This is a genomic window from Yinghuangia sp. YIM S10712 (genome assembly GCF_051388935.1).
Taxonomy (GTDB): domain Bacteria; phylum Actinomycetota; class Actinomycetes; order Streptomycetales; family Streptomycetaceae; genus Yinghuangia.
The window spans coordinates 202,726-220,227 of the sequence record NZ_JBPKBI010000007.1; the positions used below are offsets into that span (position 1 = coordinate 202,726).

The 17,502-nt window shown below is 69.7% G+C and carries 14 protein-coding genes and 1 pseudogene; 5 read left to right on the forward strand and 10 right to left on the reverse strand.

From position 1 onward, the window contains the following. Both ACRX5W_RS17435 and ACRX5W_RS17440 read left to right on the forward strand, forming a co-directional pair. Positions 1–295 (forward strand): hypothetical protein (locus tag ACRX5W_RS17435; RefSeq protein WP_436789085.1); only part of this gene is annotated, 295 nt, incomplete at its 5' end. Between the two features lie 112 nt (positions 296–407). Further along, positions 408–1,403: an MBL fold metallo-hydrolase gene (locus tag ACRX5W_RS17440; protein WP_436789086.1), complete on the forward strand. Its 996-nt coding sequence runs from the start codon at positions 408–410 to the stop codon at positions 1,401–1,403. Between the two features lie 213 nt (positions 1,404–1,616). On the opposite strand, the gene ACRX5W_RS17445 is transcribed toward ACRX5W_RS17440, so the two are convergent. The 4 genes from ACRX5W_RS17445 to ACRX5W_RS17460 form a co-directional block, all read right to left on the reverse strand. Beyond that, a complete protein-coding gene (locus tag ACRX5W_RS17445) occupies positions 1,617–2,993 on the reverse strand; it encodes an ABC transporter substrate-binding protein (RefSeq protein WP_436789087.1) in 1,377 nt (458 codons plus the stop codon). Between the two features lie 1,491 nt (positions 2,994–4,484). Beyond that, complete coding sequence (locus ACRX5W_RS17450) at positions 4,485–5,168, reverse strand: DUF899 domain-containing protein (protein ID WP_436789088.1); 684 nt, start codon at positions 5,166–5,168, stop codon at positions 4,485–4,487. A 236-nt stretch (positions 5,169–5,404) separates the two neighbouring features. Beyond that, positions 5,405–5,584 (reverse strand): DUF397 domain-containing protein, encoded by a 180-nt coding sequence (locus tag ACRX5W_RS17455; protein ID WP_436789089.1) that lies wholly within the window; start codon positions 5,582–5,584, stop codon positions 5,405–5,407. Beyond that, positions 5,581–6,387, reverse strand: a complete 807-nt coding sequence (locus ACRX5W_RS17460; protein WP_436789166.1) for a helix-turn-helix domain-containing protein — start codon at positions 6,385–6,387, stop codon at positions 5,581–5,583. Before ACRX5W_RS17460 ends, ACRX5W_RS17455 begins: the two co-directional genes overlap by 4 nt. 178 nt (positions 6,388–6,565) lie before the next feature. Between ACRX5W_RS17460 and ACRX5W_RS17465 the strand changes: the two genes are divergently transcribed. Both ACRX5W_RS17465 and aspS read left to right on the forward strand, forming a co-directional pair. Further along, the gene (locus ACRX5W_RS17465) at positions 6,566–7,087 is read left to right on the forward strand and encodes an ATP-binding protein (protein ID WP_436789090.1); all 522 of its coding nucleotides are present in this window, start codon (positions 6,566–6,568) and stop codon (positions 7,085–7,087) included. A gap of 364 nt (positions 7,088–7,451) precedes the next feature. Beyond that, positions 7,452–8,760, forward strand: a pseudogene (gene aspS, locus ACRX5W_RS17470) (aspartate--tRNA(Asn) ligase). A 310-nt stretch (positions 8,761–9,070) separates the two neighbouring features. Here aspS and ACRX5W_RS17475 read toward each other — a convergent pair. Continuing rightward, positions 9,071–9,637, reverse strand: coding sequence for a TetR/AcrR family transcriptional regulator (locus tag ACRX5W_RS17475; protein ID WP_436789091.1), 567 nt, complete (start codon positions 9,635–9,637; stop codon positions 9,071–9,073). A gap of 86 nt (positions 9,638–9,723) precedes the next feature. On the opposite strand from ACRX5W_RS17475, the gene ACRX5W_RS17480 reads away from it, so the two are divergent. Continuing rightward, on the forward strand, positions 9,724–10,194 hold the full coding sequence (locus ACRX5W_RS17480; RefSeq protein ID WP_436789092.1) for a nuclear transport factor 2 family protein: 471 nt from the start codon (positions 9,724–9,726) through the stop codon (positions 10,192–10,194). A 218-nt stretch (positions 10,195–10,412) separates the two neighbouring features. Here ACRX5W_RS17480 and ACRX5W_RS17485 read toward each other — a convergent pair whose 3' ends face one another. The 5 genes from ACRX5W_RS17485 to ACRX5W_RS17505 form a co-directional block, all read right to left on the reverse strand. Further along, on the reverse strand, positions 10,413–14,450 hold the full coding sequence (locus ACRX5W_RS17485; protein WP_436789093.1) for a tetratricopeptide repeat protein: 4,038 nt from the start codon (positions 14,448–14,450) through the stop codon (positions 10,413–10,415). A gap of 45 nt (positions 14,451–14,495) precedes the next feature. Further along, positions 14,496–14,840: a trypco2 family protein gene (locus tag ACRX5W_RS17490; RefSeq protein WP_436789094.1), complete on the reverse strand. Its 345-nt coding sequence runs from the start codon at positions 14,838–14,840 to the stop codon at positions 14,496–14,498. Positions 14,841–15,040: 200 nt separating this feature from the next. Next, positions 15,041–15,367, reverse strand: coding sequence for a plasmid stabilization protein (locus ACRX5W_RS17495; RefSeq protein WP_436789095.1), 327 nt, complete (start codon positions 15,365–15,367; stop codon positions 15,041–15,043). A 330-nt stretch (positions 15,368–15,697) separates the two neighbouring features. Continuing rightward, positions 15,698–16,144, reverse strand: a complete 447-nt coding sequence (locus ACRX5W_RS17500) for a DUF6098 family protein (RefSeq protein WP_436789096.1) — start codon at positions 16,142–16,144, stop codon at positions 15,698–15,700. 455 nt (positions 16,145–16,599) lie between these two features. Continuing rightward, positions 16,600–17,394 carry an SDR family NAD(P)-dependent oxidoreductase gene (locus ACRX5W_RS17505; protein WP_436789097.1) on the reverse strand — a complete coding sequence of 265 codons (795 nt, stop codon included), beginning with the start codon at positions 17,392–17,394 and terminating at the stop codon, positions 16,600–16,602. Positions 17,395–17,502 lie beyond the last annotated feature (108 nt).

Sequence of the window (17,502 nt, forward strand, 5' to 3'; positions counted from 1 at the left end):
CGCGCGGCCCTACCTGCCGCCGCCGCAGGGCGCCGCGGGTGTGCCCGCTTGGCTGGTGCGCCACGCGGCGACGCTGCTCACCCCCGCCCGCGCCGCCGCAGCGGTGAGCAAGACGGGGCCGCGCACATCACTCGACGCGGTGGCGGACGAGATAGCCCGCGATGCGGCGGACGACACCGCGACGGCCGTCGGCGGCCTCGACGCCGACCAGTTCCGCCACCTGGTGACGGCGTTGCGTCCGGGTGCCCGGGCGCTGGCGCGGTACGACGCCGCCGACCGTGGCGCATGCCCCTGATCCGGATCGCGTTCACGCGCGAGCCCGATATCCGTTGTCGCCGTGGTCCCGAGACGTGCGAGGATGCGCAGCGCATCGCCGACCGGTGGCACGGCACCTTGGAGGGGCACGCATGTCGACCGCGACTCCGTCATCCACGGTGAGGGTGCCCGCTCATCCCGAACTCCCCCAGCGGGGGCACCCGTTCCGGCAGTGGAAGACGTGGCGGATCCCGGGCACCGAACTGACCCTGACCGGTTATTCCCGCGCCAACGACAAGACTTTCTTTCACGTCCCCGAGCTCCGCTGCGCCTTGGACGCGGGGCTGTGCGAAGGGCGTCGGCCCGACACCGTGTTCCTCACGCACACCCACCACGACCATGCCAAGGACCTCGACTTCCTGGCCGCGCGGACCGGCGGAACGGACATCTACCTGCCCGCCGACGCGGTGCCGTACGCGGAGGCGTACATCCGCTCGTGCGCCGAGCTCAATCACGGAACGGCGTTCGACCCCGGCCTCATGGGTCACCGGCTGCACGGCGTGCGCGGTGGCGACGAGTTCACTTTCGGGCGGGCGGGGCACCAGGTGCGGGTGGTGGAGTGCCTGCACAAGGTGCCGTGCGTCGGGTACGCATTCTCCGAACGGCGCAGGGTTCTGCGTCCCGAATTCGAAGAGCTGCGGCAGACGTTGGCGGTGGAGGGCCGGGGCGCGGAGTTCGGCCGGCTGATGGCCGAGCGTCGCAGGCAGGGGGTCGAGGTGGACGAGGAGGTCCGTCGGCCACTGTTCGCGTACCTGGGCGATACACACACTGATGTGTTCCGGCGTAATCCGTGGCTGTTCACATTCCCGGTCGTCATCACGGAGTGCACGTTCCTCGACGACGCGGAGCTGGTGCGCGCGGATCGGGTGGGCCACACGGTCTGGAGTCGGCTGCGGCCGATCGTCGATGCGCATCCGGAAACGTTGTTCGTGCTGATTCACTTCAGCCTGCGGTACTCCGACCGCGAGGTGTTGGAGTTCTTCGCACGGCACCGGACGGAAGGACGGGCTCCGGTGCCGGACAACGTCGTTTTGTGGGCGCATCCGGAGAGCCGGTTGCCCGAGCAGCATCAGCAGCGTGACTCCTGACAGCCGGGCCGCGGCGGGTCGCGTCTTCGTCCCGGCGGCCGACCGCAAACCGCCTTCGACGAATCTGTACGCGCCCTGCCACGGCTCGACCTGACGCTCCGCCGCAGCCGCCCGGCGCAACGGCTGCGACGGGCGCTCGGGGAAGTTGTTCGCTGCCCCCACGGAGCGGGCCGGACGCGCGATGGCAACGCGCCGCCGACCACACGACGCGGGCTACGTAAGGTCGTTCACGCTCTTGCCGACGTCCGCCAAGGTGACCGGTTTCCCGTACGAGCCGGTCAGTTTGTAGGACGCGACGCCACACCGGTAGGAACCCTGGTTGGCCTTGACGTCGACGCTCTTCCAGCCGTCCGGGGTTGCCTTGACCACGTTGCAGCACTGTGAGGGGCTGTCCTGCGCGGACATGTCGCGGGGTGCCTGCAAGCCGCCCCCGGTCCACGCGGTCTCCTTCCTCGCCTGCTCGTACAGACACTTGCGGGTGAGGTTGTCACCACAGGCCGACGCCGACTTGGCGAACAGCAGCCAGGCCGAGAACGACTTCACCGCCCCGATCGAAACCTCCGCGCCGGGCGCGTACTTGGCGAACAGATCCACGACCTGCCGCGTCGCCGGGTTTCCGGCGGCGTCCTCGACGGGGTGGATCCCGCTGAGGTCGGCCATGTTGTTCTGCGCGTTGAGGACCTGGCTTCCGGTGATGTCCACGAACGCGTGCCCGTAGGCGTTGACGTTGGTGTCGATCCAGTCGAGCTTGTAGTCCATGTTGGTCAACTCCTGCTCCAGCTTGGCCAGCATGCGGAAGTCACCCATGAAGATCAGGCCCTTGACCCCTTTGTTCTTGATCGCCTGCGCGTACGGCGTCCAGTTCGACACCCCCGTCGCCGGATACAGGTCGGAGTAGGCCACATTGGCCCCCCACGCTCGGAGGAACTCGATCCGCTGCTCGCCCGACGACTTGATGGAGTCGCCGACGATGATGCCGACCGCGGACGCCGACGCGGGATAGGCCTCCTTCAGCAGCCAGTCGTAGAAGGCCGCGTTGCGCAGGTACGACGCGCCTCCGGGCTGCACGCTGAACTGTAGGTCCGAGCCCTCGTTTTCGAGCTTGATCACCTGGCCGGGGAACTCGGGCAGCAGGCACGAGACGCGGTCCCTGACCCCGAGATGGTCCAGGCCGGCTCCGCCGCCGACGAGCGCGAAGTCGTCGCGGCAGGCCTCAAGTACGCGCTGCCGCACTTCCATGAACTTGGTGTCACGGATGTTCGCGACGATCTTGCGGCCGTTGATGCCGCCCGCGTCGTTGCACCACGACGTGAACACCTTGGCGGCGTCCACGAATTCGGGGTTCTTCGAGAAGCCGACATCCGTCAGGACGCCGACCTCGACTTCGTCGGCCGTGACGCCCTGGGCCGGTGCGGCGGTCGGGTTGCCGGGGCCGCACACGTTCTTGAGCTCGCCGAAGTCGGCCGATGCGGCCGACACCGTCGGGGCCGTCGGCGCTCCGTCACTGTCGGAGCCGCCGCGATCGGCGCATCCGGCCGCGAGCAAAGCGCTCACCACCGCGAGAGCGGCCAGGGCTGGGGAAGGTCTCACGTGCTGCCTCCTCGGTGCTGGGTCGACCGGCGTCCTCGATGACGCCGGTTCGGGGTCTGCGGCTGACGCCGTGCATGGGCGCGGACCACCGCGGACATGCCGAGCTGCGTGTACGTACGTCTTGAAAGGCCCGGATGAGCGGGCGGCTCATGCGCATCCGGGGCGGCAACAAGGCGCGGTCGGCCGATGCCGAGAACCGCAGTGAGCGAAAGGCCCGAGGCCGCGCGACTGCTCTGCGCAGGCGTCAAGTGACCAGGGCGGCTTCGACATTCGGTACACCGATGATGCGATGCCACGGGTCACACGCCGCCGGACGCGTGCCGCTCCCACAGCGATTTCCCGCCATGCCATGCCGCCTGGGCACGAAGGTAGAGGCTCGCTATTGCGTTTGGGAAGTACCGTTCTGAGTCTTTTGGATGGGCGCGCCGGGGCCCGTGGTGCCCGCGGCCCGGCAAACCGGCGGCGCGAAGGCGGCCGAAAGGGCAGTCACCCTTGTAGAGTGAGCGTTCACTTGTTAACGTTCGCTCGAATCGCCGCCGAAGAGCCCCATCGCCCCACGCACACGGAGGACCGAAGCGAAAACAACGCAATGCCGCCGATCAGCCCGCACGTCTCGACCGCCCGTCACCCCGCCCCCGATGCCGGACGCACCGACGCCGCCCACGACCCCCGCCCCCAGACCTGGCTTCACGGACAAGGCCATCCCCTGCGGCCGACCGCCCGCAACTCCGCGCCCTCCCGCCAGCCGCCTCCCCCACCACCACGCACATTCGTTGCCACGAGCCAAGGCTGCAAAGCTGCACAGTCACACACATGTTTGACGGCCACCTTGTTGTTTGCCCGCTGTCACAATCGCCTCGCCCGGTGGATAATCCGAAAGCCGGGCAGGATCTGAGCAAATCCGGCACGGATCATGTACGGGGGCCTGCGCAACTCGGCCCGCCTGGTGGGGACTTCGTCGCGAGGGGGCGTGTGGGGTGGGGCACTGTGGGGCATGCGGCGGTGGCGGCTGGATGCCGATGGATACGGCCTGCCACGGGTGCGGCGGGTCGGGGCAGTCGGCATCGATGGACCCGAACGAGCGCTGGCCGTGCGGTGGTTGCGGCGGAAGCGGACGCCTGACGGCCATGCAGCCCTGCCCGCATTGCGGCGGCTCCGGAGGCCAGGCGCCCGGTCCCATGGGCCCCGAGTACGCGCCACCCCGAGTCCCCATGACCCGCGGTCGACGCCTCCGGCTCCAACTGACCAACCTCCTACCCCTGGCCGCCCTGGCCGCGTACGTCTACTACACGACCCGCTGACCCCCGCCCGCGACCCGACGCCCGCAGCGGGACCTGCCGCATCGCCGCGTCGCGGAAAATCACTGCCGTTCTCAGGAAGGCGCAGGGCTGACGTCCACCGCCATGTGCTCCGCGACGCCGCAATCGGCGTCACCGCTCTTGCGGTTCTTCGTCCGGGACCCTGCCGCAAGGTGCCGCGGCTTCCGGTCGGTTACTTCTGCGCCGACTCGGCTTCTTCGTACGCGTCATGCCAGTTCCACCATTCGTACGGCGGGGTCTGGGGGTAGTCCTCAGGCGAGTCCTCCCATTCCTCCTGCCGTCCGAGCGCCGTCATATCGAGGTAGCTCCACGTGGTCCCCAGCGCCTCGTCGCCGCGGGCGTTGATGAAGTAGGTGCGGAACACGCGGTCGCCGTCGCGGATGAACGCGTTCGTGCCATGCCACTCGTCGACTTCGAAGTCCCTGTCGAAGTCGTCCGTAATGGTGTACCAGGGCATCGTCCAACCCATCCGCGCCTTCACCCGCTCGATGTCCGGTTGCGGCGCGCGTGAGGCGAAGACGAGAGTCGTGTCGCGGGCGTTCAGATGGGCGAGGTTACCGACATGGTCGGCCACCATGGAACAACCGACACACGCGTGCTCGGGCCAACCGTCCACTTCCGGAGCGAAGAACGCGCGGTAGACGATCAGCTGACGACGACCGGCGAAAAGGTCGAGCAGGGTGGCTTTTCCTGCGGGCCCGTCGAACTCGTAGGTCTTCTGCACCGCCATCCATGGCATCCTCCGGCGCTCGGCGGCCAGTGCGTCCCGTGCGCGGGTCAGCTCCTTCTCCTTGACAAGAAGCTCCTCGCGCGCCGCCTTCCACTCACTCGCCGTGACGATTGGGGGCGTCTTCATGCTGCCGTCCACCTTCCGGTTCCGTCCACGGCCGTCAGACCAGGGGCTCGGTCGGGCGACGCCACGCGCCCCTCCCTCCAGGGTCGGCCGTCACCGGCTCAGACGCATATTGGCGCAGGGGATCGAACAAAGATACGGATCCGGGCATGACGTCGCGACCGACCAGTACCTGGACGGCCGCGACACCGATCTTGATCAGCTCGTACGAGGGGACCGCACCGGGTCCGCAAGTTCGCTCAGGAAGCCGTGGCGCGGACCAGCGCCTCCCAGGCGCCTTGCGTGACGGCCAGCTTGGGCCCAGCCTTGTGCTTGGAGTCGCGCACGTGCAACGCGCCCTGAGAGGCGGCGACTTCGACACAAGCGCCGCCTTCCTCATCGCTGTGGCTGGACTTGCGCCAACCCAGTTGGTCGCTCACAGCTCGGCCTCCACCTCTGCAATGAACCCCGCCGAGTCCTCGGCGTTGAGTGCTTGCATGCGGATGATGCCATGACGCCGGGTCAACAGGCTGATGGTTGCGGGATCCGAGTAGAGGGCGCTGGTAGCCGGGGCTTCCACGTACGCGTAGTGCTCGTGCTCATCAGTCTCCAGCAAAACCAGCGAACCGCCAAGCCCGAGAACGGTGCCGCTGTCCGCACGCAGCACCTGAACCGCAACGTTGCGCAGCCCGGCGATCTCCAACAACCTGCCGAGTTGCGCCTTCATGACGTCGCGTCCACCCACCAGGCTGCGCAGCGCTGCTTCGTGGATGACGAAGCCGAACTGCGCATACGGCTTGCGCGTCAACTTCTCCTGCCGTTCCATCCGCGCTGACAGGCGTTCTTCGATCGTGTCGTCGTCGAACGGCGGGCAGTTCTCGATCATCAGCGCTCGTGCGTACTGCGGGGTTTGCAACAGCCCCGGGATGAGCATCGGTTCGTACCAAAGCACCGAGGTCGCCGACGCCTCAAGACCCATGAACTCATGCGTTCGCGCCGGATACCTCTCCGGCTGCAAATACGCCTGAGCCGCCGCCACCATCCCGTCCGCGCCGCACATCTGGTCCGCCACCTGCAACAGGTGCAACGACGCCCTGCGCCGCCCCTGCTCGACCGACTTGATGGTCTCCTCGCAGTACCCGGCCTCCTCCCCCAACTGCTGTCGGGTCACCCCGGCCCGCGTGCGCCAGAGCTTGATCTGATTCCCGCAATAGCGCCATGCCATCGGCGCCTGGGAGTTCATCGCCACGGCATCCACCTCCCCCGGTTCACCGCGGGAACGCCACGCTGCGTACCCACATCGTCACTATCTGAGTGCAAGTGGCCGAAAGCAGGCTGTGGCCCGAGTTCGCGGAATCACTCTCCGCAGTCAACTGGGCCACACGGCCGCGCTTTCACCCGTACAACGACTCAGGACTCCGATGACAACGCACCGCCACCCCGTCGACGCCTCCGCCGCGCCTTTCGTACCGATGAGGTACCCGCACGAAGCGACTTGGTCCCTCCCGCACCACCCCCGCAGCGCCGGCGAGGCCCGCGCACAGCTGCGCGAACACGCCTATATCTGGCGCCTCGGCGACGAAGTAGCCACCACGGCCCAGCTCTTGCTCAGCGAACTCGTCACCAACGCCTGCCGTCACGCCCGGCCCCTTCCCGGAGACCGGGTCACCGTACGCTGCGCGCTCTCCCCCACCCGTACCTTGCGCGTCGAAGTCACCGACGGCGATCCCCTCGAACTCCCGTACCCACGCCGCGCGTCCCCCACCGACATTTCCGGCCGCGGTCTCGCGCTCGTCGCCACACTCGCCGACGCCTGGGGCGTCCGGGCCCTCCCCGGCACCACCGGCAAGACCGTCTGGTTCGAACTCACCGCGCCCCCACCCGAACATGAGTCACCCGCCGCCCGGCCACGCCCCGCCGAGACGGACGAAGGCCACCGATGAGCGCGGGTTCGAACATCACGGCGCCCGCGCGGTGGCTCGCCGCACCCGCAAGGGTTACTCGATTGCGGATGCGAGCGCGGCCTCCGTATCCTCCCGGCAACGCGTTGACGGAGACGAGTAGCCAGGGATCACGCGAGCCGAGAGAGCCGCCGGTGGCTGGGAAGGCGGCCTCGCGCCCCGAGGCGAAGACCCTCCCGAGCGCGGGGAGGAACGACCTTTGCCGTCCAATGCCCCGCCGGCCGGCCCCCGTCATCGGGCCCGAATGAGGCCGCCACTTGGTGGCGGCGAAAGTGCGGTGGTACCGCGAGTTGCCCTTCTCGCCCGCACTCCCAAGGGATCATGACGACGTCCTTCGGAGGACCGAATGATCCACAGCCGCGTACACATCTCCCACCTGCGAGAACATGTCGGCCGTACCGTCTCCGTCTGCGGGTGGGTGAACACACTCCGCCTGCAAAGCACCATGCAGTTCGTGATCGTGCGGGACAGCACCGGCATGGTGCAGGTCACCCGCGCACGACGGCGGGCCGTTGGAGGCCCGACTCGAAGCGCTCACATCCGAGTCCGCCGTCAGGATCACCGGCCGTGTCGTCGACGCCGCCCAGGTCAAGCTCGGCGGCCTGGAAATCGTCCCCGACATGGTGGAGGTCCTGAACCCGGCCGCCGCTCCGCTGCCGATCGACAGGCGCACCGGTCCGGAGCAGCGGCTCGACTGGCGGTTCCTGGACGTGCGCCTGCGTCCCGCCGCACAGTTGGTGTTCGCCGTACAGACCACCCTGGAACAGGGCCTGCGCGAGTACGCATACGCGCAGGGCGCAACAGAAATGCACACGCCCAAACTCATGCGCACCGCATCGGAGTCCGGCGCGGAGGTCTTCGAGCTGAACTACTTCGGACGCAGCGCCTACCTGGCGCAGTCGCCGCAGTTCCACAAGCAGATGGCGATCGCGGCCGGCGTCGAAAGTGTCTTCGAGGTCGGGCCGATCTTCCGTGCCGAGCCGTCGTTCACTTCACGACACGCCACCGAATTCACCGGTGTGGACGTGGAGTTGGCGTGGATCGACGGCGTCGAGGACGTGATGGCGTTCGAAGAGCAGATGCTCGCCCACGCGATCGGCAAGGTCGCCGAGGCGCATGGCGACGCGGTCGCCGAGCACTTCGGCATCGATGTCACCGTCCCCACGACGCCTTTTCCCCGCGTCACGATGGCCGAGGCGCACGAGATCCTGCGCGAGGTCGGCTGGGCCCCGGCAGCCACCAGGGAGGACCTCGACCCGGAAGGCGAGCGCCGCCTTTCCGCCCACGTCAAGGAGGCCACCGGCCACGACTTCGTGTTCGTCACGCACTACCCCGTCGGCATCCGGCCCTTCTACCACATGCGGTCGGACGACGACCCGGGCGTGACGCTGAGTTTCGACCTGTTGTGGAAGGGCCTGGAGATCACCACCGGCGCGCAGCGCGAGCACCGGTACGAGGTGCTGCTGAAGCAGGCCGCCGGGAAGGGAATGCGCCCCGAACCTCTGCGCGACTACCTCAACGCGTTCCGGTACGGCTGCCCACCGCACGGCGGATTCGGCATGGGCCTCGCGCGGGTGCTTATGGTGATGGTCGGCCTGGACTCCATCCGCGAGGCCACCTTCCTCTTCCGCGGACCGAACCGGCTGGCGCCGTAGCGCTTCGCGGCGCGGGGGACGGCCTCGTCCGCTCCGGGTGATCGTCGGGTCATCCGGCTTCAGCCCGTCGAGATGTACGCAAGAGATGCCGAGCGCGGCGTTCGTACATCTCGACGGGCGGGCCGCAGCGTTCCGCGCCGCCCGCATCCCGTGGCCGGGGGCGACGGCAGCGTTGGGGCTTGGTTCGTCGGTCGCGAGCCAGGCCGGCCGGGCGATGCGGGGGTGGCCTGACCCCGCGCGGCGACGGGGGGCGGGGCGCGCCTGGCGCTGCCTGGTCGGCGGTGCGCCTGCGACGTCCGTGCGGACTCCGTCATCGCGCCCCGAGCAATATCGCGGTGGCTGCGCGGGCGTGACGGGCCGGAGCCGGGTCGCCGGTGATGCCCGCGGTCACGATGGCTCCTTCGGCGAGAAGGAAGACCGGTTCGGCCACCGGCTCTCCGGCGGCGCTGACCCACGCGGCGATCTGATCGTGGAACGCCCTTTTGTGTGAACGGACTTCGGCAAGGATCGCCTCGGAGGACGAACCGAGTTCACCGTGCGCGTTCACCCAGGCGCACCCGCGGAAACCCGGCTCGGCGAACCACGCGGCGAGCCAGTCGAAGACAGCGAGGACTCGCTCGCGCGGATCCGGGACCTGTTCCACGTGGGCGGCCAGGCTCGCTCTCCAGCGTTGGTCGCGACGCCTGAGCATCGCGACGACGAGGTCTTCCTTGGCGTGGAACAGTCGGTATATCCGCTTGAGCGGCAGACCGGACGACGCGCGGACCTCGTCCATTCCGACCGCCTGGATTCCTCGCTCGTAGAAGAGCCGCTCTGCCGCGTCGAGCAGTGCTTCGCGGTCCACGCGGGTCTGTTCCGCGGTGATCGGGGCCGGCATCCGGGGCTCCTTGACGTCGAGAACGTACGTTCTCTATCTTAGGCGCACCGATGGAGAACGAGCGTTCTCCACATGAGGAGGCCGCAGTGCCCGCAGCGCCGGAAGATCGCCCGCCCTACCCGCCGTTCACACTTGAGACAGCCCTGCGGAAGGTCCAGGCGGCCGAGGACGCGTGGAACACCCGCGATCCCCTGCGGGTGGCGTCGGCTTACACTCCGGACTCCGTATGGCGGAACCGTGACACGTTCGTCAGCGGACGCGAGGAGATCGTCGCGTTCCTGACGCGCAAATGGGAGCGCGAACTCGACTACGCGCTACGGAAAAGCCTGTGGGGGTTCCGGGAGAACCGGATGGCCGTCCGATTCCAGTACGAGTGGCACGACGCGGAACACCAGTGGTGGCGCAGCTACGGCAACGAGCTGTGGGAGTTCGACGAGCGGGGGCTCATGCGCCGCCGCGAGGCGAGCATCAACGACGTCGCCATCAACGAGTCCGACAGGCGCATCCACGGCCCCCGTCCCACGCAGGAACACGGCATCGACATCCCGCTCCAATAGCGCCCGCGACCACGTCGGCCCGGGCAGAAAGACAACATGCTCATCCCGGCCGGCCCCCTGCTCGGCGAAGCCGCCGAAGCCGGCGTTCTCGCGGGTGTCTTGCGCGCCGCGCACACACGGGCGGCCGAGAGCTCGGAGAATCCCCGCCGTGGCGCCGCTCCCGGATTGTGGAAACACATGACGTCCGAGGCCGCGGGTCCGCCAAGCACCTCGACCGGTCACTCGTGGGCATCAAGCGGGAACGGATTCTCGTCCAACCAACGGCGGAACGCCTGGGCCTCATCCTGGCGCCCGAGGGCATCGAGCAGAAGCACACGCAGGCCCAACGCCGTGCGAAGGGACCGCAGCGCGGTCGGCACCATGTCCGGGCGCCGCTGACAAATGTCCAAGGCTTGCTCGGTCGCGGCCAGCGCCTCGTCCAGTTTCCCCGCCCCCGACAATTGGACGCCGAGGTTGGTCAGCGACCGGGCGAGGTCAGGCTCGTACGCGGCCGGGTTTCCCGCCGCCAGGCGACGGTGGATCGCCACGGCCTCCTCCGTCGCGGCCAGCGCCTTGTCCAGTCGACCCACTCCCGACAACTGGACGCCGAAATTCGTCAGCGACACAGCAAGGTCGGGCTCGCCCGTGGCCGGGTTCCGCGCCGCGAGTCGGCGCCGGATCTCCACGGCCTGCTCGGTCACGGCCAGCGCCTCGTCCACCCGCCCCACTTCCGACAACTGCGCACCGAGGTTGGACAGCGACACGGCGAAGTCGGGCTCGTACGCGCCGGGATTGCGCGACGCCAACCGACGGTGGACCTCGACCGCTTCCTCCGTCGCCGCCAGCGCCTGGTCCCGCCGCCCCTGCTCCGCCGACTGGGCGCCGAGGTTGGTCAGCGAGCGGGCGAGGTCGGGCTCGTACGCGCCGGGATTGCGCGACGCCAACCGACGGTGGACCTCGACCGCTTCCTCCGTCGCCGCCAGCGCCTGGTCCCGCCGCCCCTGCTCCGATGACTGGGCGCCGAGGTTGGTCAGCGAGCGGGCGAGGTCGGGCTCGTGGGCGGCCGGGTTCCACGCCGCCAGTCGGCGCCGGATCTCCACGGCCTGCTCGGTCACGGCCAGCGCCTCGTCCAATCGCCCCATCCCCGACAACTGCGTGCCGAGGTTGGACAGGGAAACGGCGAGGTCGGGCTCGTACGCGCCCGGATTGCGCGACGCCAACCGACGGTGGACCTCGACCGCTTCCTCCGTCGCCGCCAGCGCCTGGTCCCGCTGCTGCGTCTCCGCCAACCGGAGGCCGAAGTTGGTCAGCGACCGGGCGAGGTCGGGCTCGTACGCGCCCGGATTGCGCGACGCCAACCGACGGTGGACCTCGACCGCTTCCTCCGTCGCCGCCAGCGCCTGGTCCCGCTGCTGCGTCTCCGCCAACCGGAGGCCGAAGTTGGTCAGCGACCGGGCGAGGTCGGGCTCGTGGACGGCCGCGTTCGCCGCCACCAACCGACGCCGAATCGCCACCGCTTCCTCTTCGGCTGCCAACGCCTCGTCCCACCGCCCCACAGCCGCCAAGCGGAGGCCGAGGTTGGCTAGCGAACGGGCGAGGTCGGGCTCGTGGACGGCCGCGTTCGCCGCCACCAACCGACGCCGAATCGCCACCGCTTCCTCTTCGGCTGCCAACGCCTCGTCCCACCGCCCCACAGCCGCCAAGCGGAGGCCGAGGTTGGACAGGGAAACGGCGAGTTCAGGCTCGTACACGGCCGCGTTGCCCGCGACCAACCGACGCCGAATCGCCACCGCCCGCTCCTCGGCGACCAGCGCCTCGTCTGATCGCCCCACGGCCGCCAAGTGGCCGCCGAGATTGGTCAGCGACCGGGCGAGCGCGGGCTCGAACCAGCCGGCGTTTCTCACCGCCAACCGACGGTAGATGTTCACCGCCTCTTCGGTCGCGGCCAGCGCCTCCTCCCGCTGCCCCGTCTCCGCCAAGCGGATACCGAGGTTGGAGAGCGACCGGGCGAGGTCGGGCTCGTGGACGGCCGCGTTCGCCGCCACCAACCGACGCCGAATCGCCACCGCTTCCTCTTCGGCTGCCAACGCCTCGTCCCACCGCCCCACAGCCGCCAACCGGACGCCGAGGTCGGACAGCCCTCCGGCCAGGCCAGGTTCGTGTGCGTCGAGGTCGTCGCACGCACGCTGCCGGTCGCGCGCGGCGACGGCTTGGGTGAGGTGTGCGGCGAGCGCGGCGGTGACCCCGGCGGGGTAAGGCAGCGCGATGGTCGCGCTCCGGAGCGCTTCGTCGTCCAGCGCGTCGGTGTCCAGTCCGGTGTCCAGGACGTGCAGAAGGTGGTCGGTGTCCGCAGTCCGCCCCGCGTTGTAGTGGGCGATGGCGGCGCGGACCAGGACGGTGACGACTTGTGCCTGCTGGCCGGGCGCGGCGGCAGTGAGCAGAACCGCGAGGTCGACGCTCCCATCGGTGAGGGCACGCGCGGCGTGGTACTCGGCGATGCGGTCGGGCTGGAGGGATCCCCAGTAGCGGCCGGGGTCGGCCGGGTACAGCCCTTTCACCCATGCCGCGGTGCCCGGTGCGGCGTGGTCGGGCAGGCTCGGCAGGGTGCGCAGCACGGCGTCGGCCTGGTCTGCGTCGACGGCCCCGCACAGCGCGGCGACGGCGACGGCGGCGCCCAGCGTGGGGGTGGGCAGATCGCCGAGCTTGTACGCGGGGGTCTTGGCGCTGTCCTCCCAGAAGCGTTCCTCGTGGTGGAGCAGGATCTCCTCAATCGACGCCCCGGGAGCGGTGTCGGCCGGTGCGGGGCCGTGCTGGAGGAGGGTGACGAGGGCGGTCATCTGCAGGGTGAGAACGTTGTCGTAGCGCGGGTGGGCCAGGTTGTCGGGCGGCTGCAACGAGGCGGCCAAGCCGTCCCAGTCGTGGTCGGGGAGGGTCGGCACACGGGGCAGCAGGCGCGCCAGGTCGCGGGCTGCGGCGGTGAATGCCGTCGGCCGGTCTTCGCCGGGGTGGCTGCGTGGAATAAGCGGGGAGAGCTCGGTGACGGGCGCTTCGACAAGGAGGCGGCGCACGGACGGCAGCGCGTTCAACGCGTCGGTACGCCATGGGCCGTCGGAGCGGGCGAGGAGCAGCAGGCGTACGCGGTGGCGGGTGCGGTGGAGTGCGGTGACCAGGTGGCGGAGCAAGCGCGGGCGGGTCTCGGCGTAGTCGACGACAAGCAGCAGGGCGAGGGCGGTTGTCAGGCGGGTGAAGTCCGGCGTGCGGGTGTCGTGATCGTTGAGGTCGGAGCGCAGGTGTCCGGTGGCCCAGCCTTCGCGGCCGAGGGTGTCGGCGAGGTGGCGGGCCAACCGGGTCTTGCCCTGGCCTCCGGGGCCGGTCAGGACGCGGACCGAGATCGCGGCGGAGTCGGCGGTGCACCAGGCGTGCAGGTCGCCGAGTTCCGAATCGCGGCCGTGGAAGCGGACAGCTTCGGCGTCGGCGCGCAGAAGAGACGCGGGCGAGTCGAGGTCGCGGCCGGGGATCGCGGGGGCGAGCAGGTCGGCGAGTTCGGCCGGCTCCAACACCGGTTCCCAGCCGGTGTGTTCGATCAGCAGGGCACGGAATGTGTCATCGGCGATCAGGTCGGCGCTGCGGGTGGCGGTCAGGCGCGTGCCGCCGGTGGCCTGACGGTCGTGGCGGATCACCCCGCACAACAGGTCCTCGCCCAGCCCGTCGTCGGCGAGGACCGCTGCCCCGGACAGTCCCGACCACGGGGTGCCGCCGACGGCCGTCTCGGCACGGGGCAGGGGGTCGGTGCCGGACACTTCGTAGCGGTCGGCGAGTGCTCCGGTGCCCGGCGCGATGCGGCCGGTGAGTTGTTCGTCCAGGCGGCGGCTGTCCCGCGGGTCCTTTTGCATGCGGGGGAATCCGGTGAGGGTGACCGGGTGCGGCCTCGTGCCGACCAGGTGCCCGTACCGCTGCGGCGGCCGGGTGAGGAGGTCCGCCAGTGATCGCGGCACCGGCCACGGACGGCCGGCGGCGTCGGTCTCGGCCACCTCGATCAGCGCGGCGTCGACCACGTGGTCGTTGCGCCACCACCGCACGATCGCGGGGAACTGCCCTGCCCCGACGTCGGGTTGGGACACGGTGACGGTGGCTCCGCCGCCCGGGGCCGCCATGCGTTTCAGTACGTGCGCGGCAGTCAGGACCAGCCGAGGCGCGACCAAGTACCCCGACCCGAAGCCCGTGTTGTCCGCGCCCGTCACATGCACGCGGACCTGCACCCGCCGGTCGAACTCCACCCCGTCGCCCCGATCCCTCGCCCCATGCGCGCGTTCCCGCGGGGGTCACTCGGTGTCGTCGACCTCGATGTGCCCGCCGCCGGGCCCCTGCGGCGTGAGCGTCACCGTCACCGTGTGTGTGGTCGTCCTGCCGCTGTCCTTCCTGCCGCCGAAGCTGACCACGCTCCACCGCAGCCCGCCGTCCGCGCCCTTGCTCTCGGTCAGTTCCAGCCCGAGCTCCAGCGTGATCTCCCCGACCGTGAACAACACCCCCCGGTCGGCGCCGACGGTGTGCCCGGGAGGGGTGGCGATCCGGCGCTGGGCCTCGGCGATCTGATCGCGCAGCAACGTGATCGCGTCGGCGAGATCCACCGCTCCCCCCGCGGACCCGCCCGTGTTGCCCAACGTCATCTCCGACTCCCCCTGGGTCGCGCGGGTGCGAAGCCGCCTGCCCGTTCCCGCCGTTGTCAAAGCTGTACCAGAAGCCCCCGGGCCGGACGGGCCGTTCGGCAAAAACATCGCCGATTCGCGGTCGCAGGGCCACCCCGGCCCGGCAGGCCGCGGTGGCGCTCGGAGATCATCCGGGACAGGCTGGGGATCGAGCCCGGGGATCAGGAGCGGCCCAGCGCCTTGGCCAGTTCCTTCTTGCTCATGGACGAACGCCCTTCGATGCCACGGTTTTTCGCTTCCTGGTAGAGCTCGTCGCGTGTCGGCTCCTTCGAGCGGTTTCCGGACTTCTCACCGCCGCGCTGCGATGCGGACTTCCCCTCGGTGGAACTCCGGCTTGCGGTCTTCGACTCCCCGGAGCGGGCGCGCTCCTTGTTGACGGTGCGGGCCGCGATTTCCTCGGCCCTGCCCTCGGACATGCCGCGGTTCTTGCCACTGGCCTTGATGTGCTCGTATTGCCGCTCCCGCTTGGCACTGGAACCTCGGGGCATGACGACCTCCTGGTCTCGTTGGGCGCTTGTCGTCTGTCAGGGCTGCCCGCCGTACCGGAGCTGACACCTGTGACCCCGGCCCGCCGCCGGTCAGCGGTGATAGAGCCCCACCAGGGTGCCGTCGGCCAGTCGTCGCCGGTCGACGGCCGCGTGTACGTCGTCCGCCGTGGCGTTGTCGGGCAGGGACACCGGCTCGGGATTCGGCGGCGTCGTCGGGGACGCCCGACCAGATCAGCTCGGGTGACACATTCTGGCCCCTCTTTGGATCTTTTTCTTCTTTGGTGGTCTTTGGTGGCAGGGAACCTTTGTGGCCGCCGCCTGGCCGCCGCCCTATCGTCCGCTGCCGTTGCGGGAGTCCTGTCCGGCGGCGAAACGGCTCTCGTAGACCCGCCCGGCCTCCTCCACGAGGCTGTCGCCGAGGCGCCCGACCGGTGTGGTCTCCGCGAGCAACGGCTCGTGGTCGACGCCTCGGCCGACTTCCCGCCCGGTCAACACCCAGCCGAAACGGTCGGGTTCGGTCCCAAGTTGCGCGTACTTGTGGATCTGGCGGGCGATCCAATCCTCCGGCGGACGGGTCCACCACTGCGGAGCGTCCAGCACGGTCACGGACAGCCCCGGCATCTCCAGCCCGCTCTCGTGGTCGAGGCTCGCCCCCGTGTCCGCGTCCGGGCCGCGTGACCAGCGCAGGAACAGTGCCTCCGGTGCAGACCGGACGAGTTCGGCAAGCTCGCGCAGCGACGCGATCTCACGCAGTCCGGTCTCGGGCGACCTGTTCACGGTCGGCCGTGGTGGTGTGGTCCGCGTGGGCGTCGGACGGGGTGCGGCCCCGGGTTGCCCGGTCATTCGGCCTGGCGGGGCGGGCAGGCGGCGCAACCCTGCCGCACCGGCGGCAGACGGAAACGAGGAGCGCACCCGAACCCCGGACGCGCACGCTCTGGTGACATGACGGACCTTCCGGGCCGACATCCCCCGAAGGCTGCGACTCCTTGAGGCTCACCGCAACGGCTCTGTGGATTCGACATCGGTTGCTCCTCGTCCCGGCTGATGGCTCGGACGCCTGCCACAGCGGCAGCGGCAGCCACGTGCCGACCGGGCGTACCGCATATCAACGCTCGAAGGTGTCCCGGTACCGTCTGACGCTGCCCTCGGTCGCAGGTGGGAAACGCGGCGCCCGCCCCCGCAGGCCACAGGCGCCGCAGGACAGACAGGCGGCCACCGTTCAGACGCGGCGGTCAGGGGACGATCGCGTCCACGTAGCCGCCGTCGACACGCACCGCCGCTCCCGTGGTCGCCGACGCCTGGGCGGAGCTGAGATAGACGACCATGTTGGCGATCTCCTCAGGCTCGATCAGCCGCTGCAGAAGCGACTGCGGCCGGTGGCGGAGCATGAACTCACGCTGCGCCTCGTCCCACGGCAGGTCGCGGTCCACCAACTGGTAGACGAACTCCTCCACCCCGCCGGTGTGCGTGGGCCCCGCGATCACCGAGTTCACGGTGACGCCCGTCCCCGCCGCCGCCTTGGCGAACCCGCGCGAGACGGCCAACAGCGCGGTCTTGGACATTCCGTAGTGGATCATCTCCGCGGGGATGGCGACCGCCGAGTCGCTGGCGATGTACTGCACTCGGCCCCAACCCCGCTCCGTCATCCCCGGCAGGTAGGTCCGGGTGAGTCGAACCGCGGTGAGCACGTTCACCTCGAAGTACCGGCGCCACTCGTCGTCGCTGATCCCCAGCGGTTCCTCGGCACCGAAGATGCCGAGGTTGTTGACGAGAATGTCGATGTCGGGAATCCGGCCGACGACCTCGGCCGTGCCTTCGTCGCTCGCGAGATCCGCGGCGATTCCCAGCACGTCGGCAGCCGCGCCGCGGTCCCGCACCTCCTCGACCGCCGCATCCACCTTGCCCTGGTCGCGGCCGTTGACGACGACGCGCGCCCCGGAGCGCGCGAGCCCCGACGCGATGGCCAGTCCGATGCCCTGACTGGAACCGGTGACGAGGGCGGTCCTACCGGTGAGGTCGAGCTGCATGTGACACGTTCCTTTCCCGATGCGGTACGTACACATCATTCACGGACCGGTGTGGCCCGTGTTGAAACGCCGTCCCGTCATGCGGATGACCGAGGCGGAGAACGTCGC

What these genes read in the sequence shown, in the direction of transcription:
- ACRX5W_RS17495 (WP_436789095.1), bottom strand. Translation starts at nt 15,367, where the DNA reads ATGCCCCGAGGTTCCAGTGCCAAGCGGGAGCGGCAATACGAGCACATC.
- ACRX5W_RS17450 (WP_436789088.1), bottom strand. Translation starts at nt 5,168, where the DNA reads ATGAAGACGCCCCCAATCGTCACGGCGAGTGAGTGGAAGGCGGCGCGC.
- ACRX5W_RS17490 (WP_436789094.1), bottom strand. Translation starts at nt 14,840, where the DNA reads ATGACGTTGGGCAACACGGGCGGGTCCGCGGGGGGAGCGGTGGATCTC.
- ACRX5W_RS17440 (WP_436789086.1), top strand. Translation starts at nt 408, where the DNA reads ATGTCGACCGCGACTCCGTCATCCACGGTGAGGGTGCCCGCTCATCCC.
- ACRX5W_RS17460 (WP_436789166.1), bottom strand. Translation starts at nt 6,387, where the DNA reads ATGAACTCCCAGGCGCCGATGGCATGGCGCTATTGCGGGAATCAGATC.
- ACRX5W_RS17505 (WP_436789097.1), bottom strand. Translation starts at nt 17,394, where the DNA reads ATGCAGCTCGACCTCACCGGTAGGACCGCCCTCGTCACCGGTTCCAGT.
- ACRX5W_RS17465 (WP_436789090.1), top strand. Translation starts at nt 6,566, where the DNA reads ATGACAACGCACCGCCACCCCGTCGACGCCTCCGCCGCGCCTTTCGTA.
- ACRX5W_RS17475 (WP_436789091.1), bottom strand. Translation starts at nt 9,637, where the DNA reads ATGCCGGCCCCGATCACCGCGGAACAGACCCGCGTGGACCGCGAAGCA.